General features: G+C 71.4%; 20 protein-coding genes. 2 read left to right on the forward strand and 18 right to left on the reverse strand.

From position 1 onward, the window contains the following. Positions 1–208 precede the first annotated feature (208 nt). The 16 genes from BKD26_RS23365 to BKD26_RS23440 form a co-directional block, all read right to left on the reverse strand. The gene (locus BKD26_RS23365) at positions 209–1,291 is read right to left on the reverse strand and encodes a lytic polysaccharide monooxygenase (RefSeq protein ID WP_084901498.1); all 1,083 of its coding nucleotides are present in this window, start codon (positions 1,289–1,291) and stop codon (positions 209–211) included. Positions 1,292–1,310: 19 nt separating this feature from the next. Further along, the gene (locus BKD26_RS23370) at positions 1,311–2,705 is read right to left on the reverse strand and encodes a glycoside hydrolase family 6 protein (protein WP_084901500.1); all 1,395 of its coding nucleotides are present in this window, start codon (positions 2,703–2,705) and stop codon (positions 1,311–1,313) included. A 90-nt stretch (positions 2,706–2,795) separates the two neighbouring features. Beyond that, a complete protein-coding gene (locus tag BKD26_RS41490; protein ID WP_179166657.1) occupies positions 2,796–4,874 on the reverse strand; it encodes a cellulase family glycosylhydrolase in 2,079 nt (692 codons plus the stop codon). Between the two features lie 251 nt (positions 4,875–5,125). Beyond that, entirely contained in the window at positions 5,126–6,409 is a 1,284-nt protein-coding gene (locus BKD26_RS23380; protein ID WP_107417958.1) for a polysaccharide lyase family 1 protein, read from the reverse strand. Between the two features lie 8 nt (positions 6,410–6,417). Further along, the gene (locus tag BKD26_RS23385; protein ID WP_084901505.1) at positions 6,418–7,227 is read right to left on the reverse strand and encodes a rhamnogalacturonan acetylesterase; all 810 of its coding nucleotides are present in this window, start codon (positions 7,225–7,227) and stop codon (positions 6,418–6,420) included. Between the two features lie 342 nt (positions 7,228–7,569). Beyond that, a complete protein-coding gene (locus BKD26_RS23390) occupies positions 7,570–8,904 on the reverse strand; it encodes a sugar ABC transporter substrate-binding protein (protein ID WP_084901508.1) in 1,335 nt (444 codons plus the stop codon). A 16-nt stretch (positions 8,905–8,920) separates the two neighbouring features. Further along, positions 8,921–10,969, reverse strand: a complete 2,049-nt coding sequence (locus BKD26_RS23395; protein WP_084901511.1) for a pectinesterase family protein — start codon at positions 10,967–10,969, stop codon at positions 8,921–8,923. 28 nt (positions 10,970–10,997) lie between these two features. After that, complete coding sequence (locus BKD26_RS23400) at positions 10,998–12,545, reverse strand: glycoside hydrolase 43 family protein (protein WP_084901514.1); 1,548 nt, start codon at positions 12,543–12,545, stop codon at positions 10,998–11,000. Then, positions 12,542–13,372, reverse strand: a complete 831-nt coding sequence (locus tag BKD26_RS23405; protein WP_084901516.1) for a PmoA family protein — start codon at positions 13,370–13,372, stop codon at positions 12,542–12,544. Before BKD26_RS23405 ends, BKD26_RS23400 begins: the two co-directional genes overlap by 4 nt. Continuing rightward, the gene (locus BKD26_RS23410; RefSeq protein WP_084901519.1) at positions 13,369–14,490 is read right to left on the reverse strand and encodes a Gfo/Idh/MocA family oxidoreductase; all 1,122 of its coding nucleotides are present in this window, start codon (positions 14,488–14,490) and stop codon (positions 13,369–13,371) included. The genes BKD26_RS23405 and BKD26_RS23410 overlap by 4 nt, the downstream gene beginning before the upstream one ends. After that, positions 14,487–15,698 carry a pectate lyase gene (locus tag BKD26_RS23415; protein ID WP_084901747.1) on the reverse strand — a complete coding sequence of 404 codons (1,212 nt, stop codon included), beginning with the start codon at positions 15,696–15,698 and terminating at the stop codon, positions 14,487–14,489. The genes BKD26_RS23410 and BKD26_RS23415 overlap by 4 nt, the downstream gene beginning before the upstream one ends. Before the next feature lie 551 nt (positions 15,699–16,249). Continuing rightward, on the reverse strand, positions 16,250–17,161 hold the full coding sequence (locus BKD26_RS23420; protein ID WP_084901522.1) for a carbohydrate ABC transporter permease: 912 nt from the start codon (positions 17,159–17,161) through the stop codon (positions 16,250–16,252). Then, complete coding sequence (locus BKD26_RS23425; RefSeq protein WP_084901524.1) at positions 17,158–18,096, reverse strand: sugar ABC transporter permease; 939 nt, start codon at positions 18,094–18,096, stop codon at positions 17,158–17,160. The genes BKD26_RS23420 and BKD26_RS23425 overlap by 4 nt, the downstream gene beginning before the upstream one ends. Before the next feature lie 95 nt (positions 18,097–18,191). Next, positions 18,192–19,907, reverse strand: coding sequence for an L-arabinonate dehydratase (gene araD, locus BKD26_RS23430; RefSeq protein ID WP_084901527.1), 1,716 nt, complete (start codon positions 19,905–19,907; stop codon positions 18,192–18,194). Continuing rightward, positions 19,904–20,806 carry a dihydrodipicolinate synthase family protein gene (locus BKD26_RS23435; RefSeq protein WP_084901529.1) on the reverse strand — a complete coding sequence of 301 codons (903 nt, stop codon included), beginning with the start codon at positions 20,804–20,806 and terminating at the stop codon, positions 19,904–19,906. The genes araD and BKD26_RS23435 overlap by 4 nt, the downstream gene beginning before the upstream one ends. Positions 20,807–20,826: 20 nt before the next feature. Continuing rightward, on the reverse strand, positions 20,827–21,480 hold the full coding sequence (locus BKD26_RS23440; RefSeq protein WP_073752642.1) for a GntR family transcriptional regulator: 654 nt from the start codon (positions 21,478–21,480) through the stop codon (positions 20,827–20,829). 247 nt (positions 21,481–21,727) lie between these two features. Between BKD26_RS23440 and BKD26_RS23445 the strand changes: the two genes are divergently transcribed. Continuing rightward, positions 21,728–22,213 (forward strand): hypothetical protein, encoded by a 486-nt coding sequence (locus BKD26_RS23445; protein ID WP_084901532.1) that lies wholly within the window; start codon positions 21,728–21,730, stop codon positions 22,211–22,213. A 39-nt stretch (positions 22,214–22,252) separates the two neighbouring features. Here the strand turns inward: BKD26_RS23445 and BKD26_RS23450 are convergent, their stop codons facing one another. After that, positions 22,253–23,431: a hypothetical protein gene (locus BKD26_RS23450; RefSeq protein WP_084901534.1), complete on the reverse strand. Its 1,179-nt coding sequence runs from the start codon at positions 23,429–23,431 to the stop codon at positions 22,253–22,255. After that, complete coding sequence (locus BKD26_RS23455; protein ID WP_084901536.1) at positions 23,428–24,357, reverse strand: 5-dehydro-4-deoxyglucarate dehydratase; 930 nt, start codon at positions 24,355–24,357, stop codon at positions 23,428–23,430. Before BKD26_RS23455 ends, BKD26_RS23450 begins: the two co-directional genes overlap by 4 nt. Before the next feature lie 249 nt (positions 24,358–24,606). On the opposite strand from BKD26_RS23455, the gene BKD26_RS23460 reads away from it, so the two are divergent. Then, positions 24,607–25,416 carry an NAD(P)-dependent oxidoreductase gene (locus BKD26_RS23460; RefSeq protein WP_084901539.1) on the forward strand — a complete coding sequence of 270 codons (810 nt, stop codon included), beginning with the start codon at positions 24,607–24,609 and terminating at the stop codon, positions 25,414–25,416. The last annotated feature ends 36 nt before the right edge of the window (positions 25,417–25,452 follow it).

Below are 25,452 nucleotides of genomic sequence, written 5' to 3' on the forward strand. Positions count from 1 at the left end.
GCAGGACCGGAGGCGGAGCCGGGTGCCGCACACCGTAATCTGACGCGCCGTCAGATTCAAGGTCTGCGCTTCCCCAGGACGCCGACCAGTACTGTCTCGGCCCGGGCGGGCGGCGCCGCCGAGAGGACACGGCGATGCCCTGGCCCGTCCTGTAGGCGCCGTCCGGCCGGCCGTCCCCCCGTGGGCACGGCCGGCCGCTTCGTGTGGCTCAGTGGTGATGAACCATGCAGCTCAGTTGTGGCGTGGTGGGCGGGGCGCCGCCCGTGGCGGTGAAGCCGTAGGTGGTGGTGGCTCCGGGGGCGAGCGAGCCGTTCCAGGAGGTGTTGGAGACGGTGATCGCGGTGCCGGTGCCGGCGAGGGTGCCGTTCCAGAGGGAGGCGACGCGCTGGCCGTCCGGGAGGGTGGCGTGGACCATCCAGGAGGGGATGGGGGTCGTGCCGTTGTTCTTGACGGTGACCTCGGCCTGGTAGCCGCCGCTCCAGGCGTTGACCGTACGCTGGGTGGCCGCACAGGCCCCGGTCGGCGGGGTCGGGGTCGGCGTCGGGCCGGGGTTGCCGGCCGGGTCGCCGACGCCCGTCACCTCGCCGTTGCCGCCGTCGAAGACGACGTCGGAGCAGCCGTAGAAGGTCTCCTGGCTGTCGGAGCGCTGCCACACCGAGTAGATGATGTGGCGGCCGGTCTTGTTGGCGGGGAGGGCGGCCGTCCACTTGTACTGGCCCTCCAGCGTGCCCACCTGGCCGGTGACCCGGGGGTGGTCCACCGTCAGGAACGGCTGGTCCTCCAGGTCGTCCCAGGCGAGCGGCCGTTCCGGATCGTAGCCGTCCTTGGTGACGTAGAGGTGGAACCAGCCCGGGTGCGCGGCCCACGCGTTGTACGAGAAGTTCAGCGAGGCGCCGGAGGTCAGGTGGGTGAGCGGCCAGTCCGTACGGGGCAGGTCGAAGCCCGCGTACCCCGGGTTGCCGCCGCTGCACAGCTTGCCGTCCGGTTTGAAGCCCTCGGTGCGGCCGCCGCCGTCGGAGCGGAGCACCGAGAACCAGTTGTAGAGCGAGTTGTCACCGCTCTGGGCCACCGCCGCGTCACAGGCGGGGTTCTTGGGATCGATGTTGCCCTGTGGGGTCAGCCCGTCCTTCCAGCAGAGGAACGTACGGCTGCCCGGCTGCATCATCGCGCCGTGCGCGGCGGCCGGGCTCCCCGACATCACCACCATGAGCAGCGCGGGCAGCACGGCGAGCAGGCTCAGCAGGGACAAGGGGGTGCGTAAGCGTCGTCGGACGCGTGATCCTCTCCTCATGATCTTCTCCTTCCAGGGATCACTTCAGCGGGATCGCCGGGTGGGCGTTGGTGACGAGCATCCGGAACTGGTCGTGGAACCAGTGGCCGGCCAGCGGCGCGTCCGGCAGCGCGCCGGGAGTCGCCTCCGCGTCGCACATCGGGTCCGGGCGCTTGCCCTCGTCGTTCGGGATGTCCTCGCCCGCCCCGTCCGACTCGCCCGGCGGCTTGACCCACAGGAAGGCGTCCAGGTGCGAGTCCGGGTACCCGGCGGGTGCCGCCCGCGGCGGCTCGCCCAGGCCGGCGCCGCTCACGTTGCACCACAGCCCGCGCTGCGGCCGGCGGTCCGCCTTGGATTCGGTGACGTACGTGTCGAGGGTGGTGCTGGTGCTCTCCGTGGTGGGCCGGCCGGGGCCGCCCCAGCCGTTGCGGGAGGTGTCGATGACCAGCCCGGTGCTCGCGGGCCAGCCCTGGGCGACCAGCGCCCGGTGGATGGCGCGGGTGAAGTCCGCCTCGTCGAACTGCGGGTTCCACCCGTAGAAGGCGCTCGACTTGACCGGGCCGCCGCCCACCACCCGGTCCGGGTCGGTGAGGAACGGCTCGGCGAGCGGCGTGTAGTTGGAGACGTTGGTGACCAGCCCGTCCACGCTCGCGAGGCCCGCGGCCGTTCCCTCGGCGACGTCCGTGTACAGCTGCGCGGTCTGCGCCAGGTTGCTGTCCCAGCCGAGCCAGCCGGAGTGCGCGAAGTCCATGTAGGTGTACACGTTCGGGATGGCGTGCAGCTTGTCGAGCGCGTACCGGATGGCCTCGACCTGGATGCCGCTGCTCTGCGCCTGGGCGCATTCCGGGTCGGCGAGGTTGGTGACCAGGTTCGGCAGGCCGTCGGGCTCGATGACCGTGGTGATGCGGATGTCGCGGTACTTGGGGCGGGCGAGGACCTTGGCGATGGCGTCGATGTACTCGGTCCGGTAACGGGCGAGGCCCGCCTCGGTGAGCGGCAGTTCGCCGTTGGAGGCCTGGGCTGCGCAGTCGCGGCCGGGGAGGTCGTACACCACGAAGGTGGCGACCACCGGCCGGCCGGGCTTCTTCTGGGCGAGCGCCAGGTCGAGGTGCTGGGCGAGGCTCCTGCGGCCCGCGTTGGCGGTGCCCCCGTGGATCGCGGCGATACGGTCCAGCCAGACGGCCGTCGGGTAGCGCTTGACCGTCCTCATCTTCGCCCGCACGATCGGGTCGGCGGTCTTGGCGACGGACCCCTCGACGAGGCGTGCGTAGTCGGGGTTGACGTAGAACGACGCGCCCGCGAAGGGGTTGTCCACGTGGACGGGGGTCCTGTCGGCCGCGGCCGGGGCCGCGCCGAGCAGCGTGGCGGTGACGGTGGCCGCGGCCAGGGCGGCGGCGAGCCCTCGCCACCTGCTTCCGCGGTACGGGGTGGTCATGTGCGGCTCCTTGTTCGGGGAGGGGTTCCGGGAGGGGTTCCGGGAGCGCTCCCGTCGAAGGGCGCTCCCGGTGGGGATCTCCAGGGGGGCTCAGGCGGCCGGCGGCGCGCCCCAGGCCAGAGTGGTGCCGGTGTACGCCGGGATCGCCGGGGCGTCGGCGTACGCGGTCGACGCCGTACGGCTGTAGTCGTTGGCCTCGTTGAAGTTGGACCAGTCGGACTTGCTCATCCGCAGCTGGATGTCACCGGTGTCCCTCCCGGCCGCCAGGGACCCTCCGGAGAAGGTCACCTCCAGGTAGGCGTCCGCGCCCGCGACCGGCGCGGGCAGGGGCACCACCCGGAGCTTCACCTGGGCACAGCCCACGGCCGCGTAGTCGCACCAGGCGTTCACGGAGGGGGAACCACCGTCCCGGGTGAAGTAGTACCGCGCGGACACCGTGCGCAGGTCCAGCGCGGACGACCCGGTGTTGACCACCTGGAGCCCCGGCCGGATGGCGTTGTCGGTCGCCGAGGCGTCGTTGTTCTTGTACCGGACCTTCACCGCGCCCGACGGGCTGCTGCCCGCGTCGGTCCTGACGCCCAGCACCGCGGACGGTGCCGACACGTTGCCCGCCGCGTCCCGGGCGCGTACCGAGTAGCTGTACGCGGTGGAGGGCGTGAGCCCGGTGTCGGTGTACGTGGTGCCGGTCACCGGCGCCGCGTTCACCTTCACCGTGCCCCGGTACACGTCGTACCCGGTCACCCGTACGTTGTCGGTCGCCGCCGTCCACGACAGCGACACGCTGCTGGACGTCTTCGCGGTGCTGGTCAGACCGGTCGGCGCGGTGGGCGCCTGCGTATCCGCCGGGTCGCCCGGGTCGCCGTCCCCGTACACCTCACGCAGGCTGATGCCCGTGGTGCTCCCGGCGCCGCCCAGCGGCACCTCGTGGTCCAGGCTGACGAACTTGCCGCCGTGCTGCCACAGGGCGGGCTTGAGCAGGGCGTACTTCTGCTCGTCCCACGACTTCCAGTCGCCGAGCAGCAGGCCCCCGGTGTCACCGGAGTTGGGGTTGATGCACCAGAAGGTCTGGTGGATGCGGTGCTCGACGATGAGGTCGCGCAGCGCGGTCATCCACTTCTGGTTCGGGCCGCCGTCGAGGAAGCCGCCCCATTCGCCGATGAGCAGCGGGGACTTGTTTTCCTTGTGCAGGTAGAGCCAGTTGGGGTCCCAGACGTCCCGTTCGAGGGTCGTGCGGTTCCAGTCGCCGGTGAACCAGGGCTGAGCGTAGACCAGCGGCCCGTAGTCGTGCGGGGAATACACCAACTGGTCGTTGTTGCTCCCCAGATCCACGGGGTGTTCGCGGACGCCGCGCAGGTTGCCGCCCCACCAGGTGGAGTGGTAGTCGGTCGGGGTGGTGGACGTCCAGCTCACGCCCGCCTTGGGATACACCTCGATGCCCTCGCACAGCACCAGCAGGTTCGGGTTGATGGCGAGGATGCGCTTGCCCGCCGTCTCGCAGGCGTACTTGAAGTTGTCCTGGTCGGTCGAGCCGTCCCACTTGGCGCGCGGGGTCTCGTTGGCCTTGCCGTGCGGCTCGTTCTTGACGTCCATGGCGACGAGGGTGTCGTCGTTCCTGTACCGCGCGGTCACCCACTCCCACGCGCTGTAGAAGTGCTCGGGCGTGATCGCGCCCTTCCACCACACCGGATAGACATGGCCGGAGTTGTCGGCCTCCGCGCTGTGCACGTCGAGCATGACCTTGATGCCGTACTGCTTGCACAGGGCGAGCCAGAAGTCGAAGATCTCCAGCGAGGTCTTTCCCGCCAGCTCGGGGTTGGCGTGGGTGTTGACGTTCGGGACGGTGGCCTGTCCGTTCTTCCATTCCAGCAGCAGCTGGGTGGAGATCGGTACGCGGACCGTGTTGATGCCCCGGTCCGCCATGGACTTGGTGATGCCGGTGATGTTGCCGGACCACAGGCCGTGGAAGACCCGCTCGGAGGCGTTGAAGCCGAACCAGTTGGCACCCGTGAGCCACACCTCGTCGCCGTTGGCGTCGACGATCTTGTTGCCCTCGGTGTGCAGCCAGTCGTCACCGGGGGCGGCGACGGCGACCGCCTCGGGGGCGGCGGTCTGCTGCGCGGCGGCCTGGGCCACCGGGCCGGCGGTGGCCAGGAGCCCGGCGGTGATCACTCCGGCCACCAGCGCCCGCAGGCGCCGGAGCGGCCCACGAGGCCGGTGCTTCCGTGTTCGTGACTGTCCCACTGTGTGCCCTTCTGTCGTTTCGGGAAACGAGAAGCACGTTCAGTTGTGGGAGCGCTCCCAAGTCGCGATGTTCATGAAGCCAGGCGTCACCGGAGCTGTCAACCTTCCCGACAGGATCGGATGGGTTCGGCCTCCCCCTGCCCCGGCCGGCCGGCCGGGGCAGGGGGAGGCCACCCGGCTCAGCAGACCTTCCCCGCGCCGGCCCGCTGCCCGACGAGTCCCGGCACCGCACGCGGATCGTCGACCCTGGCCCGCAGAGCGGGGGCCCAACCCGCCCCGGACTGAAGTGGGTTGTCCGGGTTCAGGGCGTTGTGTGCGGTGATGAGGTCGACCGTACGGCCGTTGACCCGGTTGCCCACGGCCGTGAGCGGCGCGTCCTTCCACTTCTTCAGGATCTTCCCGGCGGCGACTCCGCCGGGCAGGGTGAAGGCGTTCTTCTCGGCGTACAGCCGCGACTCGTGGCCGATGCCGAAGGAGTACGCGTAGCTCTGTCCCTCCTTCACCACGAAGTGGTTGTTGTACGCGTCGACCTGGCCGAACCGAACGCGCGGGGCGCGCTCCACGATCCCCGTGAACAGATTGTGATGCAGCGTCACCTTGAGCTTGCCCGCATCCGTAGCGGCCGCGCTGTCACTGTTGCCGATCATCAGCGTCTTGTCATGTTCCGCGAACACATTCCAGGACGCGGTGACGTGGTTGGCGCCGCGCACGATGTCCAGCTCGCCGTCGTGCTGCTGGTAGATCTCGCCGTAGTACCGGGGCAGCGAACTGTCGGGATACCGCCCGTCCGTGAAGGTGTTGTGGTCGATCCACACATGCGTGGAGCCGTACACGACCATCGCGTCGTACTCGGAGTTCCAGGCGCCGGTCGAGCCGTCCGTCGGGTCCCACTGCGGGAAGCAGTCGAGTGGGCTCTCCACGGTCAGGTTGCGGATGATGACGTTGTCCACGCCCTGGATCTGGAGGCTGCCCCCCGTGATCCCGGCATGCTTGCCCACCCCGACGATGGTCGTGTTGGCGGGGACGTACGCCTTGACGGAGGCGGCCTGTTTCTTCGCGGAGGCCGCACGCAGGTCCTCCTGCGGCCCGCTGACCGGGGTGTCGTATCCCCACACGGCCGGGTCGTAGTCGGCGAGGTACCGCGTGAAGTCGTAGCCGTCGGCCTCGAATGCCTCACAGCCGCCTTCGGTGGCATTGAGGGTGCCCACGACCCGAATGATCTTCGGGGCGGTTCCACCGACCGCGAGCGCGGCCTTGAACTCGGCCCAGGTTCTGACCGTACGGGTGTGCGCCGCATCCGCGGCGGCCCCACCCGTGGTGCCCGCGCCCTCGGACGCCCAGCCGTCGCCCACGGCGAGGGTCTGGCGCCCGAGGTCGGGCGACGTCGCGTGAGCAGGGGCGGTAAGGGACAACACCAGAACGGTGCATCCGACGAGCGAGGTACCTATGGCTCGGGTTCGCATGGCGACTCCTATCGTGGTGGCCAGGTGATCCATACGGCCGGGACGGGGTCCTCCAGCCGCCGTACGTCGCGGGCGGCCAGCACCCCGCGCTCCCGCAGGCCGCCCGCCACCAGCCGCGCCACCTCGATGGCGCCACGCGGCCGGAAGTGGGTGTTGTCCTGCTCGCCGTCCGGGTAGTTGGGCGACTCGCCCGGTGCCAGCCAGTTGAAGTACGCCTTCGACGCCTCGGGCCCGAGCCTCTGCCACTCGGCGAGCGACGCGGCCTGTACGTCGACGAGCGGCACGCCCTGCTCCTCGGCCAGCGCCCGCATCGCCGCCGGGTACTCCCCGTGCGTCGGCACGGCGTTTCCCCCGGCGTCGAACCTGCGCCGTTCTACCGGCGTGAGCAGCACGGGCAGCGCCCCCCGTTCCCGCGCCCCCGCCACGTACCGGAGCAGGTGCTCCTGGTAGGTCGTCCACGGCTCGGTGTACCGGGCGGGGTCGGACGCCTTCTGGTCGTTGTGCCCGAACTGCACGAGCAGCAGGTCACCGGGGCGTACGCCGCCGAGCAGGGCATCGAGGCGGCCCTCGTCGACGAAGCTCTTCGAACTGCGCCCGTTCATCGCGTGGTTGGCCACGGCCAGACGCGAGGCGAGGAAGAAGGGCAGGGCCATCCCCCACCCCGCCTCGGGCGCCGCGTCGGCGTACTTCTGGGCGGCGGTGGAGTCACCGGCGATCCAGACCGTGCGCGTGCGTGGCCGCGCGGTGGCCGTACCCGCGGGGACGAGCGGCAAGGCGGCGGCGAGTGCCGCCACGGTCCGTCTACGGCTCAGGGACATGCGGGACCTCTCGTACGAAGGAAAAAGGAGTGCCGGCCCGCAGCCGGGCGACGGCCGGGGCGGGGCCGTGCAGGGTCGCCGCAGAGGTTGGCGGCGCCTGGTGGGCTCCCTGGCCGGCGCCCAAGGCCGCCGGCCTCGTGGGGGTGCCCCCTCTGGGGGGGAGACGAGCCCAAAGGGGCCACGCCCCCCACGCACCGGGGGTAGCCGCCGCTCGGGCACCGCCCCGGGGCGAACCGAGAAAGGGCGCCGCCCTGTCCCGTTGTGCCCACCCGTCCCGCCCTGCGGAACGACTGCCCACAACGGGGGCCCAGACGGGGCGACTGCCCCCACGGGGGGACCGCGTCAGGACTTGTTCTGCTCGTTCCACTCGGCCTGGGCCTCGTTGAGCTGCTCGGCGAGCGTGTCCAGGAACTCCTTCGCCGTCATCGCGCCCAGCAGCACCTTCTGGAAGTTCGGCTCGTTGTCGGCCTTGCTGATCTTGTTCCAGTCGGGCAGGTAGTACGGCAGCTCCACGATCTTGGTGGAGCCGTCCGTGAGCGCCTTGGCGCCCAGCTTGGTGGCCTCGGCCTCGTTCATCCACGGGTCGGCCGCCGCCTCCGTGTTCGCCGGTATGGCGCCCGCCGACTCGTTCCACTTGCTGTTGGACTCGTGCGAGACGGCGAACTCGATGAACTTCCAGGCCGCGGCCTTGTTCTTGCTGCTCTTGAAGAGTCCCAGTCCGTCGACCGGGTTGGACACCTGGACACGCGTACCGCTGTCGCCCACCGGGTTCGGGATGCCGGCGAACTTGTCCTTGCCGAGTGCCTTCACATGGTCGGTGTACGAGCCGAGGTTGTGGCTCAGCATGCCGATGGTGCCGGTGTCGAACTGGGCGACCATCTTCTTGAAGTCGTTGTTGACGTCCGCCTCGGGCGTGGTCGTCTTGAACAGCCCGACGTACTTCTCCAGCGCCGCCACGTTCTTCGGGTCGTTGACGGTGGTCTTGTCACCGTCCCAGAAGGACGTGATGCCCGACTGCCCGTACATGGCGTCCAGCGCCTGCGCGATGGAGCCCGCCCCGCCGCGGATGGTGTAGCCGAACTTGTTGTTCTTGACATCCGTCAGCTCGGTGGCCGCCTCGTAGAACTTCGCCCAGGTCGTCGGCGCGTCCAGGCCCGCCGCCTTGAACAGGTCGGTGCGGTAGTACAGGGTGCCGTTGCTGGCGGAGGTGGGCACCGAGTACATCTCGTCGCCCCGCCCCCCGGCCGACTTGACCGACGCGACCATGCTCGGGACGAGCTTGCCCTTGAGGGCGGAGTCCTCGATCCGGTCGCCGACCGGCTCCAGCGCGTCCTGCGCGACGATGTTGGCGAGGTACGCGGCGCCGACGCCGCCGACGTCCGGCAGGCCGCCGCCCGCGATGGCGGTGTCGTACTTCGACTGGACGTCCTCGCTGGGGATCGGGACGTAGGTGACCTTGATGCCGGGGTTCTTGGCCTCGAAGTCCTTGATGATCTCCTGCCAGACGGCGGTGCGCACACCACCGTTGTTGTCCCAGAAGGTGATGGTGCCCTTGCCGGAACCCTCCTCGCCCGCGGCGGCGGTGCCGTCGTCACCGCACGCGGTGGCGGTCAGGGCGAGCACGGCGGCCAGGGACACGGCAACCGTCATACGACGCCGTCTGTGGTCGTTGTTCATGATCGGCTCTTCTCTCTCAGTGGGTGCGGGAGTGGTGCGGGGCCCAGCCGTCCCGGCCGGCGAGGTAGTCGGCGACCTCGTGGCGGGCGGCGTCGGCGTCGGACATCTGGGGGCGGTCGGCTGTGACGACGGCGCCCGGGCCGTAGGTGCCGTACTCGCTGAAGCGGGCGTCCTTCCACGAGAAGCCACCCATGTCGGTCCAGGGCGACGCCTTGATGGCGGCCGGCAGCTCGGTCTCACGGATGAGCACCTGGCCGATGGCGTCCGGGTTGCCGCCCGGGTGCCAGGGCCGGCCGAGGTGGAAGGAGCCGGCCGGGGCGTCGCTGACGATCCGGGACCGGGTGATCAGGAACCCGTACGGGTTGTCCTTCCAGGTGCTGGCGGCGGTGACGTACCCGTTGTTGGTGGCGGAGCCGCGGCTGAGCGCCCGGATCAGCGACCGCTCGATGACGGTCGTGGCCCGCCCGTAGACGAAGTCGACATCGCCCTCGATGTACGAGTCGCGGATGTAGACCCGGCTGATGGTGTCCAGTCGGGGGCTGTCGGTCATCAGGGTGTCCTGATTGCCCTTGAAGGCGGTGTTCTCGAAGACGATCCGGTCACCCGTCGTCTTCATCGCCAGCGCCTGCTCGGCGTTCAGCTCGACCGCGGCCTCGTCGAAGTCGTTGACGAAGGTGAGGTTGCGTGCGGTGACGTCGGAGGCGGCGATCAGGACGGTGGCGCTGCCGGAGGAGCCTCCGTACGCGTTCGGCGTGTCGTACACGATCACGGTGTCGTCCCGGTCTTCTCCGGTCCCGAGCAGCGAGATCTTTGGCTTGTCGCGAGGGATGCGCACCTTCTCCCGGTACGTCCCGGGCGCGATCCGCACCGTGACGAGCCCGTCGTTGTCGGCCGGGACGGCGTCGACGGCGGCCTGGACGGTGGGGTAGGCAGCGGGAACGTCCAGCGCCACGTTCGCGCCGATCGTCCTCTGCGGCCCGGAGAAGCGCTTCACCAGGGCGGGTACGGCGGCGGCCGGGTCGAGCCGGTACGCGTAGAAGTCACGCGGCTCGAAGGCGGTGCCCCACTCGTCGTGGCGGCCCGTCGTCCTCCGCAGGATGGACCCGCGCTCCACCAACTCGGCCGTGGCATCGGCCTGGTAGGGGTGCTGGACGTCCTCGTAGTAGCTGTTCTCGATCACCATCCGGGTCTTGCCGCGCGCCCAGTTGCCGTACGACCAGACCGGGTCGCCGTCCGCGACCTGGGCGGACAGGTAGTTGTTGTAGAGGTGGGCGTAGGCGCAGTTGTCGGCGGACGGGTTGCGCTGCTTGGTGCCGCTGAACCAGTTGTGGTCGATGGTGATCTGGGTGGTGACGTTCTCCGTCCAGCCGATGCCGAACGCCTTGTTGTGGGTGTCGAAGCGGTTGTACGAGACGGTGACGTACTGGCTGTCCTTGCGGACGTCCAGCAGTCCGTCGCCCATGCGCGTGAAGCGGTTGTGGTCGATCCAGACGTGGTGGACGGAGTCCATCTGGATGGCGTCGAAGTCGGTGGTCTTGCCGTCCCAGTCGCCCTCGACGTACGAGTCGCGGATGGTGAGGTTGCGGATGATGACGTTGTGCGTGCCGGGCTTGAGCTGGAGCTCGCCGTGGACGATCTCACCGCTCGTGCCGACGCCGACGATGGTCTTGTCTGAGGCGACGGTGATCGAGGACCCGAAGGGCTCGACGTCGATCGCGCCGGCGACGCGGATGATGTAGGGCTCGGTGGCGCCCGCGTACTTCGCCAGGTCGGCCTGGGTGCGGACGGTGACGACCTTGCCTCCCTTGCCGCCGGTGGTCCCACCGGCCAGGGAGGCGAATCCGTGCGGCTGGTCGGTCCACTTGCCGAGTGCGGCGGCAGCGGTGGCCTCCTGGGTCTCCTGGGTCACCGGCGCGGCCCCGGCGGCCCCGGCGGCCGGCACGGATCCGGCAGCGGGCACTGCCCCTGCGGCCGGGGGGACCGCGCCCAGGCCGAGCGCGGCCACGAGGGCGGTGACCGCTGCCAGGACCCTGCCTGGCAAGCGCTTGCTATGGAGGTACGGCATGGCGGCTCCAATCGACGTACGTAATCGGTCAGTTGACGTGGAACTCGGTGAACGTGGCCGTCCCGGCGTCCCCCTGTCCCTGGGGGGCCACCGCGAACAGGCCGAGCAGGGCGCCGACCCAGCGCCATGGCGTGGCGGCGAAGACCGGCCCCGACGCCCGCCACCCCTCCCCCGCGTCGTACGAGAACCGGCAGCGGGCGCCCGCCGACACCTCGACACGCAACCGCACCCGTGCGCCCGCCCCGGAATCCGGCACCACGCGCGCGTGCGCCGCGTCCCGCTCCCGCTCGGCGACCGCCTCGGCGAACCGGTGGACCAGCCGCACCGCGCCGCCCCCGTCCCGCTCCAGCCCGATCCACGAGAAGGCGTCACCCAGTACGGCGAGCCCCGCGCGGGCGCCCGGTTCGGTGGACTCCAGGGCCAGGCCGACCTCCACGGTGAACGTCTCGGCGGGCAGCCGCTGGGTGAGGACGTTCGGCAGGAGGCGCAGGTCATGGGCGTGGGCGTCGGCGGTCCGGACGCAGGCCAGCCGCAGTCCGTCACCGCCGTGTTCCACCGTCCACCCTTGGCGCGGGTTTGCGGTCCACTGCCACTGCCGCCCGTACCGCCCGCCCGGGAACGCGTCGTCCGTCGCGGGCGCCTCCACGGGTTGCGGCGGGCCGGCCGGTTTGCGGTGGACGCGCACGGGCTCGCCGCCGTCGCCGAGGACGGGCCAGCCGTCGGCGTCCCACGCCATCGGCTGGAGGTGGACGACGCGCCCGTACGCCCCGCGCGCCTGGAAGTGCAGGAACCAGTCCTCGCCCGCCGGGGTGCGCACCCAGCCGCCCTGGTGGGGGCCGTTGACGTCGGTGGAGCCCTGCGCGAGGACGACCTTCTCCTCGTACGGGCCGAAGAAGTCCCGCGCCCGGAAGGCGCCCTGCCAGCCGGTCTCCACTCCGCCGGCCGGGGCGAGGATCCAGAACCAGCCGCCGTGCCGGTAGAGCTTGGGCCCTTCCAGGGTGAACCAGCCGGGGATGCGGTCCCCGTCCACGATGATCTTGCCCTCGTCGAGGAGGGTGCGGCCGTCCCGGCTCATCCGGTGGCCGGTGAGCCGGTTCTTCACCCCGGACCGGGACTTGGCCCAGGCGTGCACCAGGTACGCCTCGCCTGTCTCCTCGTCCCACAGGGGGCAGGCGTCGATGAGGCCCTTGCCGGCCTTCAGCAGGTGCGGCTCGCTCCACGGGCCCCGGATGTGCTCGGCGTGCACCTGGTAGACCCCGTGGTCCGGGTCGCCCCAGAAGATCCAGAAGCGGCCGTCGGCGTGACGCAGGGACGGCGCCCATACGCCGCAGTCGTGGCGTGGCACGGCGAAGTCGGCGGCCGGCTCCAGCCGGTCCAGGGCGTGCCCGACGAGCGACCAGTTGACCAGGTCGCGGGAGTGCAGCAGGGGCAGCCCGGGGGCGCGGCCGAAGCTGGAGGCAGTGAGGTAGAAGTCCTCGCCGACGGCGACGACGTCCGGGTCGGACCAGTCGGCGTTCAGGACCGGGTTGCGGTAGGTCCCGTCGCCGAGGTCGGCCGCCCATACCGGTGGTGTCATGCCAGGGCCTTTCGTACGAGGGCGGCGGCTTCGCCCCGGTCCAGGGCGCCGTCGGCGACGACGGTCACCACACGGCGTACGACGGTGTCGCCCGCCGCGATGACCAGGCGCTCCTCCCAGGCGAGGGCGGAGCCGACGCCGGGGTACTCCCCGGTGCGGACGAACCAGGGGTCGCGCCGGGTTTCGTCGGTGGCGCCGGCGAAGACGAGCGTCCAGTCCGTGCCCATGAGGGCCAGCCAGTCGGCGGTCCGCCCGTGCACGGCTGCTTCCCCGTCCGCGTCCTCGGTGAAGGCGGCGGGCGGGGCGGCCGCCTTGGGGGCGCGCCAGAAGAAGCCTCCGTAACCGGCGCCATGGCGGCCGTTTGTGGCGGGGGACCCTATGGAGAGGGTTTCCGGGCCGGGGTTGGTGAGCGAGAAGGTGAAGTCCAGCGCCCACGCGGTGGAGGTCAGTTCGGTGGCGGCGACGGTCCGGCGCTCCCGCAGCACCTCGCGGCCTTCGGCGCGCCAGGACAGGTCCTCGACGAACCCGTCCGGGTCGCGCAGCTTCCAGCCGTCGTGGTGCTGGACGCCGTGGTTGTCCAGCTCGGTCGGCCCCCGGTCGCGTACGAAGGTGCGCCCGCCCCAGAAGTTGTGTCCCGCGACATCCGGCACGGCGACCGAGACGCCCAGGTGATGGAGGTGGTCCTCGGGCCGCTCCTCGGTGACGGGGGTGCCCTTGAGAGTGGTGACGGGGTGGAGGTACGGGCGCGGGGAGAGGCGGGCCACGAGGTCGGGCCGGGTGAGGTAGCGGCCGACGGGGCGTCCCGCGCAGCGCAGGAGGAGGTTCATGGGGAGCTCTCCAGTTCGGAGAAGAGGGCGAGGGTGTCGGCGCTGGCGTGGACGAGCCCGTCGATGCCCTTCACCACACGGCGGTCGCCGTCCGCGTACCAGCTGCCCTCGGGGAGCCGGCGCGGTTCGGGGGCGGTGCGTACGGCTTCGACGAGCCGCATGAAGGCGCCGGTGCGGTCCGGCGGCACGAGCAGGTCGTCGCCGTCGTGTAGGTGCGCGATCAGGTTTTCCAGCAGGTCCGTCCGGCCGTGGACGGTCTCCATGGGCCCGTGTCCGGCCCGCTGCACCAGGACCCGGTCCTGCTTGTACCAGAGCGTGATGCGGCCGTGGCTGCCGTGGACGACGACGTACGGCTCTCCGGGCTGTTCGGCGCAGAGCGTCACGGCGACGGTGACGGGCGTGCCGCGTGCCGTGGTGATCCGTACGCAGGAGGTGTCGTCGGCCTCGATGTCGTTGGCCCGCGCGAGGTCGAGTTCGATGCCCGTCACGTCGTCGGCGTGGGCACTGCCGTCGAGGGCGAGGGCGGTGGCCACGGCGTGCGCGAGCGGGTTGGTGAGGACGCCGTCGACCACGTCGCTGCCGTCGTCCATGCGCCGTTTCCCGGCCCATGGGGAGCGCCGGAAGTACGCCTCGTCCCGGGCCCATGCCCCGGCCGCCCCGATGCCCGTGACCTCACCGATGGCGCCGCCCGCGATGAGGTCGGCGATGGCGGGCAGGGCGTGCGAGCCGAGCGACTGGAAGCCGATCTGGCAGGCGGTGCCGGCCTCCCGTACCCCGTCGGCCATGCGCCGGAACTCCGCGTAGGAGGGCGCGGGCGGCTTCTCCAGCAGGAGGTGCGCCCCGCGCCGGGCGGCGGTGAGCGCGAGCGGGATGTGGGTGTCGATGGGCGTGCAGATGACGGCGACACGGGCGCCGGTGGCGTCCAGGAGGGTGGCGAAGTCGGCGGACTGGACGGGGCTGTCGAAGCCGGCGAGTTCGTGGGGGTCGAGCGGCCGCAGCTCGCAGACGCCCGCGAGCCGTACCAGGCCCTGCTGTTGGAGGCGCCGGATGTTGTCCAGGTGCCAGCGGCCGTGGCCGCGGGCGCCCGCGAGGACGACCGGGATCGGGCCGGCGGTCATGGGAGCCTCCCGGCGCCCGCGCCACGCGCCACGTCCTGTGCCGCCTGGCGCGCGGTGTCGACCCGTCCGTGGAGGGTGGGGGTCCAGCCGACGTCGGGGGTGAGGTCGCGCTCGCTGCCGGAGTTGTAGGCGTTGTGGATGGCGAGCAGGTCGACCGGGAAGCCGTTGAACTCGGTGCCGGTCTGCTGCAGGGCGGTGCCGTTCCAGCTCTTGACCAGGTCGGCGGCCTCGATGTGGCCGGGGGTGGTGAAGGAGTTGTTCTCGGCGACGATGCGCGACTCGGTGGAGACGCCGAGGGAGTACCGGTACTGGTCGCCCTCGGGAATGTCGTAACGGTTGTTGTAGAGGTGGACCTGTCCGAAGCGGACGCGCGGGGCGCGCTGGACGATCGACTCGAACCGGTTGTGGTGGAGGGTGACGCGCAGCTTGCCCCGGTCGGTGGTGACGTTGTCGCCGTTGCCGATGAGCATCGCCTTGTCGTGGTCGGTGAACCGGCTCCAGGAGACGGTTATCAGGTCGGCGCCATTGGTGATGTCCAGCAGTCCGTCGTGACGGAGGTAGTTGCGGCCGAAGTGGGTGGGCTCACGGTCGTCGGGGTGGCCCTTGTCGCTCGCCGTGACGTGGTCGATCCACACATGGGTGGCACCGCGCAGCCAGAGGTTGTCGTACGCGCTCTTCCAGTCGCCGAGCCCACCGGTGTTGGGCTGCCAGGCAGGGAAGCAGTCGTAGGCGTCGCGCAGTTCGAGGTTGCGGATGATGACGTTGTCCGCGTCCTTGACCTGGAGGCTCGCGCCTTTGAGTACGGCGTCGGCGCCCACCCCCACGATCGTGGTGTTCGACCCGACGGCGAGCTCGACGCGGGCGGCCTGCCGGGCGGCGGACGCCTTGCGGGCGTCCTCCTGCGGACCCGCCGGCTTGGCCCCGCCCCAGGTGCGCGGATCGTACGCGGCGAGGTAGGCGGCCAGGTCGTAGCCGCCGGTGGCGTAGTCGGCGCAGTGGAGGCGGCGGCCGTGGTCGTCGGTGTTGGCGTCGATGGTGCCGGCGATGCGGATGATCCTGGGCGTGGCGCTGCCGCCGTCCAGCGCCCGGACCAGCTCGGCGCGGGTGCGTACGGTCACGTCGTGCGCCGCGTCAGCGGCGGCCCCGCCGGTGGTGCCCGCGCCCTCGGCCGCCCACCCGTCCCGGGGCGCCAGCACCTCGCGCCCGATGTCCCGCCCGGCGGCCGGGCGTTCGCCCGACCCCGTGGGGCCGCTCCCGGAACGCTCGGCGGTACGGGCGCCGGTTCCCGCGTACGCGGCGGCAGGGGCGCCGTGCGGGGCGGCGGGCCCCGCGTACGCGGCGGACTCCGGCTGCGCCGTGCGGACCCCCTGCGGGGCGACAGGCCCGGCGTACGCGGCCGAGTTCGCCCGCCCGGCGGCCGGGGCACCCTGCGGGGCGACATGCCCCGCGTACGCGGCCGGATCGGTCCGCACGGCGGCGGGGGCCGTCAGCGCCGCCAGGGCCGTCAGCAGCGCGACCGTGCCGGCGGTCCGCGCGACCCGGCCGGGCCTGCGGCCGACGCTCGCGGGATGCGGGTGCCGGCTGTCGGGCTTGGCTCTCATGCGTCGTCCTCCTCGACGTTCGGTTTCGGCCGGTGCGGCCAGGCGCCGCCACCACGTGGGCCACGTGCGGCGACCAGGAGCCAGGGGCGGAGTTCCGCCCCAGGGGCCGGGCGCGGCATCCGGGACCAGGTGGCCCGGGTCGCCCGGGGCGCAGGGCGTCAGCCCTTCACCGCGCCGGCGCTGAAGCCGGTGATGAGCCACTTCTGGATGCACGCGAAGACGATCACCACGGGGACGGCCGCGACGACCCCGCCCGCCGCCAGCGCGCCGAGGTCGACGCTGTCCGAGCCGATGAGGGTGTTGAGGCCGACGGGGATGGTCTGCCTGTCCTGCCGGCTGAGGAACATCAGGGCGAACAGGAAGTGGTTCCAGCTGTGGACGAAGGCGAAGGAGCCGACCGCGATCAGCCCGGGCCGCAGCAGCGGCAGGACGACCGCGCAGAAGGCGCGGAAGCGGGAGCAGCCGTCCACCCAGGCGGCCTCCTCCAGGGAGACCGGCACGTTCTTGATGAACCCGCTGATCAGGATGATCGACAGGGGCAGCTGGAAGACCGTCTCGGCGATGATGACGCTGCCCAGCGAGTTGATCATCCGCATCTCGCGGAAGATCTCGAACAGCGGGACCAGCATCAGCGCGCCCGGGATGAACTGGGAGCACAGCAGCGCCAGCATGAAGCCGTTCTTGATGCGGAAGTCGAACCGGGCCAGGGCGTACCCGCCGGACAGGGCGATGAGGGTGGTCGTCACCAGCGTGGCGACGCCGACGAGCATGCTGTTCTGGAAGAAGACGCCGAAGCTGCGTTCGTTCCAGACCTTGTCGAAGTGCTCGAAGGTCAGCGGCCACGGCACCAGCGAGGTGGACCCGGCGGGCCGCAGCGCGAACAGCAGCATCCAGTAGAAGGGGACGAGCGTGAACAGCAGGTACAGCCCGAGGGGGACGTAGATCTGCCAGCGCGGTACGTCGTCGAAGGCGCGCTCCCGCTTCGGTGTGCGCGACCGGGACGGGGGCAGCGGCGGCTGGGACGTGGGCACGCGCGCGTGGGTGCCCTTTTCCGCGAGTGCGGCGGTCATGTGCGGTCGCCTCCGAACTTGCTCAGGCGCAGATAGAGGATCGAGCAGAAGAGGAGGATCACGAACGCGACGGTGGTCAGCGCGGAGGCGTAACCGAAGTCGTGGCCCTCGATACCGGTGTTGGCGATCATCAGGGGCAGCGTCGTGGTGACTCCGGCGGGGCCACCGCCCGTGAGGGTGTAGAGCAGGTCGACGTTGTTGAACTCCCAGACGCCGCGCAGCAGCGTGGAGAGGATGATCGCGTCCTTGAGGTGCGGCAGCGTGATGTGGAAGAACTGCCGCAGTCGGCCGGCCCCGTCCACCGACGCCGCCTCGTACAGGTCCCTGGGGATGGACTGGAGGTCGGCGAGGATGAGGATGGCGAAGAAGGGGACTCCTCGCCACAGTTCGGCGACGACCGCCGCCCAGAAGACGGTGCCCGTGTCGGACAGCACGGAGGTGCCGTACGAGCCGATGCCGATGTCGGCGAGGTAGCGGCTCATACCCGTGGAGGGGTTGTAGAGCAGCATCCAGATGGTGGTGGTCAGGACGCCGGAGACGGCCCACGGCGAGAAGACCAGGGCGCGGGCGACGGCCCGGCCGACGAACGTCTGGTTGACCAGCAGCGCCAGTACGAGCCCGAGGGCGAGTTGGAGGCCGACCTGGACGATGACCCACTTGGCGCTGAAGCCGAGCGTGGACCAGAAGAGGGGGTCCTCGGTGAAGACGCGGGTGAAGTTGTCCAGGCCCGCGTAGCCGTTCTTCCACGGCTTGGTGACGTTGTAGTGCTGCAGGCTGTAGTAGAAGACGCTCAGTACCGGGTAGGCGATGAAGCCCAGCATCAGCAGACCGGCGGGCGCGATCAGCAGGTACGGCAGGCGGCGTGGTTCGGCTCCGGTCCCCGTGCGGCGCCGGCCGGCCCGGGGGTGTTTCGCCACGGCTGCGGCGTGGGCCATGACATGTCTCCGTTCGTCATTGCGTGGGGTGAAGCGCTTACCGGATCACGTTCGGAATACCGAACACAGCGACTCCGGTCATGAAAGGAAGCGGTTCAGCCCGCGTAGGGGTCCGGGACCTCGCCGGCCCTGGCGAGGAACGCGAAGTCGCAGCCGGTGTCGGCCTGGGTGATGTGCTCGCTGTAGAGGGCGCCGTAGCCGCGCCCGTACCGGGTGGGCGGCGGGGTCCACTCGGCCCTGCGCCGCTGAAGCTCCTCGTCACTCACGTCCAGGTGGAGCGTGCGCGCCTCGACGTCGAGGGTGATGGGGTCGCCGGTGCGGACCAGCGCCAGGGGCCCGCCGACGTACGACTCGGGCGCGATGTGCAGCACACACGTGCCGTAACTGGTGCCGCTCATCCGGGCGTCGGAGATCCGCACCATGTCCCGGACGCCCTGCTTGAGCAGGTGGTCGGGGATGGGGAGCATGCCGTACTCGGGCATCCCGGGGCCGCCCTTGGGTCCGGCGCCCCGCAGCACGAGCACATGGTCGGCGGTGATGCCGAGGGCCGGGTCGTTGATGGTGCGCTGCATGGTCCGGTAGTCGTCGAAGACGACGGCGGGGCCCGTGTGCTTGAGCAGGTGCGGCTCGGCGGCGATGTGCTTGATGACGGCGCCGTCGGGGCAGAGGTTGCCGCGCAGGACGGCGACACCGCCCTCGTCGGCGAGCGCCCGGTCGCGCGGCCGGATCACGTCGTCGTTGTGCACCGGCGCGCCGTCGAGCTGTTCGCGCAGGGTGGCATGGGCGACGGTCGGCCGGTCCAGGTGCAGCAGGTCGGTGATGCGGGAGAGGAACCCGGGCAGTCCGCCGGCGAAGTGGAAGTCCTCCATCAGGTACCGCCCGCCCGGGCGGAGGTTCGCCAGCACCGGTACGGTGCGGGCGATCCGGTCGAAGTCGTCGAGCGTGAGCGTGACGCCGGAGCGGCCGGCCATGGCGATCAGGTGGATCACGGCGTTGGTGGACCCGCCCAGCCCGAGGACGGTCGTCACGGCGTCCTCGTACGCCTCCCTCGTCAGGATCGTCGACAGCCTCAGGTCCCGGCGTACGAGCTCGACGATCCGCATCCCGGAGGCGGCGGCCATCCGGTCGTGGCCCGAGTCGACGGCCGGGATGGAGGAGGCGCCCGGCAGGGTGACGCCCAGCGCCTCGGCGGCAGCCGTGAGGGTGGAGGCGGTGCCCATGGTCATGCAGTGGCCGGGCGAGCGGGCGAGTCCGTTCTCCAGCTCGGCCATCTCGCAGTCGCCGATGAGCCCGGCGCGCTTGTCGTCCCAGTACTTCCACATGTCCGTGCCCGAGCCGAGGACTTCGCCGCGCCAGTGGCCCGGCAGCATCGGCCCGGCCGGTACGAAGACGGCGGGCAGGTCGACCGAGGCCGCGCCCATCAGCAGCGCCGGTGTCGACTTGTCGCAGCCGCCCATCAGCACGGCCCCGTCGACCGGGTACGAGCGCAGGAGCTCCTCCGTCTCCATCGCCAGGAGATTGCGGTAGAGCATCGGCGTCGGCTTCTGGAACGTCTCCGAGAGCGTGGAGACCGGGAACTCCAGCGGGAAACCGCCGGCCTGCCACACCCCCCGCTTCACGGCCTGCGCCCGGTCACGCAGGTGGACGTGACAGGGGTTGATGTCGGACCAGGTGTTGAGGATCGCGATGACCGGCTTGCCCAGGTGCTCCTCGGGGAGGTAGCCGAGCTGGCGGGTGCGGGCGCGGTGGCTGAACGAGCGCAGGCCGTCGGTCCCGTACCACTGGTGGCTGCGGAGCTCTTCCGGCTTCATATGGACCAGCCCCCGACCATTGCGGCGATCTCGGCGCGGTGCGCCTCGGGGAGCAGGCGGCTCGGCGGGCGCACGTCGCGGCGGCACAGGCCGAGGGCGTCCAGGGCCTCCTTGACGACGGTGACGTTGTCGGCGGACTGGTCGGCGGCGCGCAGGTCCTCGAAGGGGCGGATCTGCTCCCAGACCTTCGCGGCGGCCTGCTGGTCCCCGGCGCGCAGCGCCTCCAGCATGGCGAGCGAGACGGCCGGGGCGACGTTGACCAGCCCGGACGTGAAGCCGGTGGCGCCCATGGCCCAGTAGGCGGGTGCGTACAGCTCGGCGAGGCCGGCGATCCACACGAACCGGTCGAGCCCGGCGTCGCGGGCGACGGCGCCGAAGCGGGCGGCGTCGGGCACGGCGTACTTGACGCCGATGACGTTGGGGCACAGCTCGCCGAGCCGGGCGATGGTGGCGCCGTCGAGGAGCGGGTTGCGGATGTACGGCACGACGCCCAGCTCGGGGACGGCGTCGGCGATCTCGCGGTGGTACGCGATCCAGCCGTCGCGCGAGACGTACGGGTGCACGGGCTGGTGAACCATGACCATGCCGGCGCCGAGGTCGCGGGCGTGCCGGGCGGCGGCGGTCGCGGTCGGCAGGTCGTGTCCGACGCCGACGAGGACGGCGGCGCGGTCGCCGGTCTCCTCGATGGTCAACTCGGTCACCAGAACGCGCTCCTGAGGCGTCAGGGCGTAGAACTCGCCCGTGTTGCCGCCCGGGGTGACGGCCCGTACGCCGCCGTCGAGCATCCGGCGCAGCAGGGCACGGTAGGTGTCGCGCTCGACGCCGCCGTCGGCGCCGAAGGGTGTCACGGGGATCGCGACGACGTCCGCGAGAGCCGCCCTCAGCGATGCGTGGTCCATACGGCTGTCCTTTTCCGTGGTCACTGGGCGTCGTCGTCGCCGGGGAAGGCCCGTGCGACGAACGAGGCGATGTGGTCGTGCAGGGCGCGCGCGGCGCCCTCGGCGTCCCCGGCCAGCGCCAGGCTCAGGATCTGCCGGTGCTCCTCGGCCTCGTGCCGCCAGGAGGGCTGGGCGCTCCAGGCGACGGTGGACACGAGCGCGGCCTGGTCGCGCACCTCGTCGAGCATCCGGGCGAGCAGCGGGTTGCCGCAGGGCAGGTAGAGGGCGCGGTGGAACTCCCGGTTGGCGAGCGAGCGTTCGGCCTGGTCGGCCGCCCCGTCGGCGTCGGCGAGCGCCTGGCCGGCGGCGTCGAGTGACGCGCCGCGCCCGATGGTGCGGCGCAGCGCCTCGGGCTCGAGGAGCAGGCGTACGTCGTAGACCTCACGCGCCATGGCGGCGTCGACGGTGCGGACGGTGGCGCCCTTGTACTGGCTCATGACGACGAGGCCGGTCCCGGCGAGGGTCTTCAGGGCTTCCCGTACGGGGGTCTTGGACACCCCGTACTGCGCGGCCAGTTCCGTCTCCACCAGGGCTTTGCCCGGGGGCAGCTGCCCGGTGAGGATCGCGTGCTTGATCGCCTCCAGGACGTACTGGGTGCGGGAGGGGATGGGGCTGGGGGCGGCGGCGAAGGCCATAGGGGCGGGCTCTCATATCTCGCGTATCGCGTCTCATATATGACGTACGAAGTACGACGCGATGAAGCTAGGGCGGTGGCCGGTATTCGTCAACGCTTCTGACAAAACTCGCGGGGGCTCCACTGGGCCTGGATTGGCGAAGACTCAAGTGACCAGGCGTATTACGCGTCATACGCTGAGAGGCTGGCAAAGACCAGGATCAGCATCAGCCTCGACCAGGAGGCGGGACTCGCCCGGGGCACGCCGCGTGAGGGCGAGAGTCCCGGTCTACGACACGGGGATGCTGATCGCGCTCGCCGATCGGAAGACAAAGGCGGTCCGGCTGCACGAGGGCCTCAAGGCGACACCGCATCGCGCCTTGGTGCTGGGGCCGGTCCTGGCCCAGGTGCGGCGCCCCCAGCCGGCCATGGTGCACACGCTGGCCGGCCTCCTCAAGCACTGCTCGGTACCGCAGGCGAGATGCTCGGAACCAGCGATGCGGGAAACGAGGGCAGGGCTTCCGGGGTGCATCGCCTGCAGTGCCGGCCCGGACCTCACGGACTGGCGGCGGGTGGGCACCGCACTGAATGAAGCGGCCCTGCCGCCCAAGAAGCGGCCGGACGCCGTGAACGCCTGGGTGGCGCTGGCCGCCGCCAAGCACGGCAGCGCGGTGGTCTTCACCAGCGACCCGGACGACATGGCCGCGTACCTGGCGGTGCTGAACCCGGCGGACGCGCACATCCTCGCCGTGTGAGCCGGCGGTGCCGGGCCAGGGCACACATGGACGCGGGTTTCACCGCAGGGCGAGCAGCGCCTCCCTGACCGCCGCCAGGTCCTGGTCGGAGGCGAGGCCCGCGTGGTACAGGCGCAGTTCGGTGGCGCCCAGCTCCCGCGCGTGGGCGGCGTCGGCTGCGAGGGTGGACGGGGACCCTCCCATGCCGGTCACCACCGTGAGGTTGGCCGCCAGGACGGTGTCCACGCGCGCGTGGGCGGCGAACGGGGGCAGCACCGTGTCCGCGCCGCCACCGGTGCAGGGCAGGACGACGCCGTCCGCGACGGACAGGATGTGCGCCGGGTCCACCCCGGCGTTGGCGCCCGTGCGGTACGGGGCGGGGTCGGCGTGCAGCAGGATCCGGAACGCCGGGTGGGCGGCCGCCCGGACCGCCGCGACGGCGGCCTCCTGGAGGCTACGGGCGGCGTGGGTGCGCCATGCGACGGTGGCCGAGGCGAGGCCGGCGCCCAGCAGCTTCTCCACGGCGGGCCACCCCGCGTCGGCCGAGCCGCCCGCGCTCCACACCGGCTCCAGGGCGCGGCGCACGCACGCGGCCAGCTCGTCCGGATCGGCGCCCTGCCCCGCGTACCCGTCGCGGCACGCGGCGCAGAAGCACAGGGACATCAGGTACTGCGCGGCGTCCCCGAGGGCGACGCCCGCGATCTTGTCGTGGGCGTGCAGGTGGGCCATCCCGTACCAGCCGCACGACTCCAGTTCGGTGCCGCGCGCCCCGGGGCGTACCGCCGCCTCGGCGGCCAGGTCCACCAGGTAGGCCCGCACCTCGGGGCGGGCGATGCAGGGCGCCCACGGGTAGCGGTCGCCGTAGGCGTTGACCACGGAGGTGCCGGGGTGTTCGGCGCCGAGGCGGGAGCTGTGCGCGAGGACGACCCAGCTGTGGACGTCCAGCCCGGCGGCCTCGAGCGCCCGGGCGGCCGCCCCGTACGCGTCTCCGGGCGCCCAGTCCCCCGCCTCGTACGGCGCCAGGTCCCGCCCGGCCCAGCGGGAGCGGTCCGGTGGGTAGAGGACGGCGGCGTACTCGGCCGTGACGAGGCGGTGGGCCGGGTGACGCGGGGTCAGGGCGCGGGTGGAGTGGTACGCGGAGGCGAGGGTGACCTGCTGGACGCCGAGGTCCGCGATCCGCGCGGCGGCGTCCGGGTCGCCGATGACGTCCCAGGGGTAGACGAAGGCGGAGGTCCTCACCGCTGGTCCCCCAGCAGGGCACGGCCGCGCTCGACGATCTCGGCGAGCTCCTTGATGTGGGCGGGCGCCGGTTCACTGAGCGGCGGGCGGACCTCGCCGACGTCCAGGCCGCCCATCCGCACCGCCGCCTTGACCAGCGAGACGGCGTATCCCCGCCCCTTGGCGCGCAGTTCGACCAGCGGCCGGTAGAAGCCGTCGATGAGCCGGTTCGCGGTCGCGTCGTCGCCGCTGTTCAGCGCGCGGTGGAAGGCTAGGGCGATGTCGGGCGCGAAGCAGAAGACGGCGGAGGAGTAGAGCGGGACGCCGATGCCCCGGTAGGCGAGGCCGGTGAGTTCGGCGGTGGGCAGGCCGTTGAAGTACAGCAGGCCGAGCCCTTCGGCGCGTACGGCGCTGACGACGCGCTGCATCAGGTCCAGGTCGCCGTGGCCGTCCTTGAGGCCGATGATGCCGTCGACCCGAGCGAGTTCGACCACCGTCTCCGGTGTGAGGATCGCGTTGTCGCGCTGGTAGACGATGACGTCGAGCCCGGTGGCCCCGGCCAGGGCGGTGTAGTGGCGCAGCAGCCCTTCCTGGTCGGCGACGACGAGGTAGGGCGGCATGGCGAGCAGCCCGTCGGCGCCCGCCTCCTCGGCGAGCTTCGCGTACTGGATCGCGAGCGCCGTGCCGTACCCGGCGCCGGCCACGACCGGCACCCGACCGGCGGTCTCCTCGACGGCGGCCGCCACGCAGGCGTGGAACTCCTCGGGCGTGAGGGCGTGGAACTCCCCCGTGCCGCAGCAGGCGAACACGGCGCCGGCACCGGCCTCGACCCCGGCGCGCACATGCGCGCGGAACGCGTCCAGGCCGAGCGCGCCGTCGGGTCCGTACGCGGTGACGGGGAAGAAGAGCAGGCCGTCGAGTCGGCCGGCGAGCGGGACTGGGGTCACGGGCGCTCCCTGGGCAAGACGTCGTACACAACCATGATCCGCATTTACATCCATGAACATCACCACGCTAGACCGGCCCCCTTGGGCCGGTCAAGGCGGAGGCCTGCCGAAAGGTTGGTGGAAAACCGCAAATCACAAGCAGAGTTGACCGCCCGCCACCACACTTGACGGTGTTCGGAGTCCCTCTCTAGCGTGTCCACGCATGTGAATGCGACCCATGTGCATGAGCCCCAGCAAGGAGATCCGCCCATGCCCGCTCCCCGTATGGTCCTGCTCACCGGAGCCGCCGGCGGCCTCGGCACCCTGATGCGGGGGCTGCTGCCCGCGTACGGATACGAGCTGCGCCTCTTCGACGCCACTCCCATCGAGGGCGAACCGGACGCGATCACCGCCGACCTCGCCGACAAGGAGGCACTGCGGGAGGCCGTACGGGGCGTCGACGCGATCATCCACCTGGCGGGCATCTCCCTGGAAGCCCCCTTCGAGAAGATCCTGCGCGCCAACATCGAAGGCACGTACAACCTGTATGAGGCGGCCCGTGAGCAAGGCGTGCGCCGGATCCTGTTCGCGTCCAGCAACCACGCGGTCGGCTTCACCCCGCGCCCCCACGAGGGCGACCCGCTCATCCCGGTCGACACCCCGCGCCGCCCCGACACGTACTACGGCCTGTCCAAGTGCTTCGGCGAGGACCTGGCCCAGCTCCACTGGGACCTGCACGGCATCGAAACCGTCTCCGTACGCATCGGCTCCTGCTTCATGGAGCCCACCTCCGTGCGGATGCTGTCGGTCTGGATGAGCCCCGGCGACTGCGCCCGCCTCTTCCACGCCGCCCTCACCGCCGAGGACGTGAAGCACACCGTGGTGTACGGCTCGTCCGCCAACACCCGCCTGTGGTGGGACCTCTCCACCGCCCGGGCGCTCGGCTACGAGCCGCAGGACGACTCCGAGCAGTACGCCGAGAAGCTGATCGCCGAACAGGGCGAACTGGACGACACCAACCCGGACCACACCCACCTGGGCGGCCACTTCTGCACCAGCCCGCCCCAGTGGCCGTACTAGGGCCGCCCGCGATCACCGCGTAACCGGAGTGGCCCA

Source organism: Streptomyces sp. CB03238, from assembly GCF_002099185.1.
Lineage (GTDB): Bacteria > Actinomycetota > Actinomycetes > Streptomycetales > Streptomycetaceae > Streptomyces.

What these genes read in the sequence shown, in the direction of transcription:
- BKD26_RS23365 (WP_084901498.1), bottom strand. Translation starts at nt 1,291, where the DNA reads ATGAGGAGAGGATCACGCGTCCGACGACGCTTACGCACCCCCTTGTCC.
- BKD26_RS23370 (WP_084901500.1), bottom strand. Translation starts at nt 2,705, where the DNA reads ATGACCACCCCGTACCGCGGAAGCAGGTGGCGAGGGCTCGCCGCCGCC.
- BKD26_RS23380 (WP_107417958.1), bottom strand. Translation starts at nt 6,409, where the DNA reads ATGCGAACCCGAGCCATAGGTACCTCGCTCGTCGGATGCACCGTTCTG.
- BKD26_RS23385 (WP_084901505.1), bottom strand. Translation starts at nt 7,227, where the DNA reads ATGTCCCTGAGCCGTAGACGGACCGTGGCGGCACTCGCCGCCGCCTTG.
- BKD26_RS23390 (WP_084901508.1), bottom strand. Translation starts at nt 8,904, where the DNA reads ATGAACAACGACCACAGACGGCGTCGTATGACGGTTGCCGTGTCCCTG.
- BKD26_RS23395 (WP_084901511.1), bottom strand. Translation starts at nt 10,969, where the DNA reads ATGCCGTACCTCCATAGCAAGCGCTTGCCAGGCAGGGTCCTGGCAGCG.
- BKD26_RS23400 (WP_084901514.1), bottom strand. Translation starts at nt 12,545, where the DNA reads ATGACACCACCGGTATGGGCGGCCGACCTCGGCGACGGGACCTACCGC.
- BKD26_RS23405 (WP_084901516.1), bottom strand. Translation starts at nt 13,372, where the DNA reads ATGAACCTCCTCCTGCGCTGCGCGGGACGCCCCGTCGGCCGCTACCTC.
- BKD26_RS23410 (WP_084901519.1), bottom strand. Translation starts at nt 14,490, where the DNA reads ATGACCGCCGGCCCGATCCCGGTCGTCCTCGCGGGCGCCCGCGGCCAC.
- BKD26_RS23420 (WP_084901522.1), bottom strand. Translation starts at nt 17,161, where the DNA reads ATGACCGCCGCACTCGCGGAAAAGGGCACCCACGCGCGCGTGCCCACG.
- BKD26_RS23425 (WP_084901524.1), bottom strand. Translation starts at nt 18,096, where the DNA reads ATGGCCCACGCCGCAGCCGTGGCGAAACACCCCCGGGCCGGCCGGCGC.
- araD (WP_084901527.1), bottom strand. Translation starts at nt 19,907, where the DNA reads ATGAAGCCGGAAGAGCTCCGCAGCCACCAGTGGTACGGGACCGACGGC.
- BKD26_RS23435 (WP_084901529.1), bottom strand. Translation starts at nt 20,806, where the DNA reads ATGGACCACGCATCGCTGAGGGCGGCTCTCGCGGACGTCGTCGCGATC.
- BKD26_RS23440 (WP_073752642.1), bottom strand. Translation starts at nt 21,480, where the DNA reads ATGGCCTTCGCCGCCGCCCCCAGCCCCATCCCCTCCCGCACCCAGTAC.
- BKD26_RS23460 (WP_084901539.1), top strand. Translation starts at nt 24,607, where the DNA reads ATGCCCGCTCCCCGTATGGTCCTGCTCACCGGAGCCGCCGGCGGCCTC.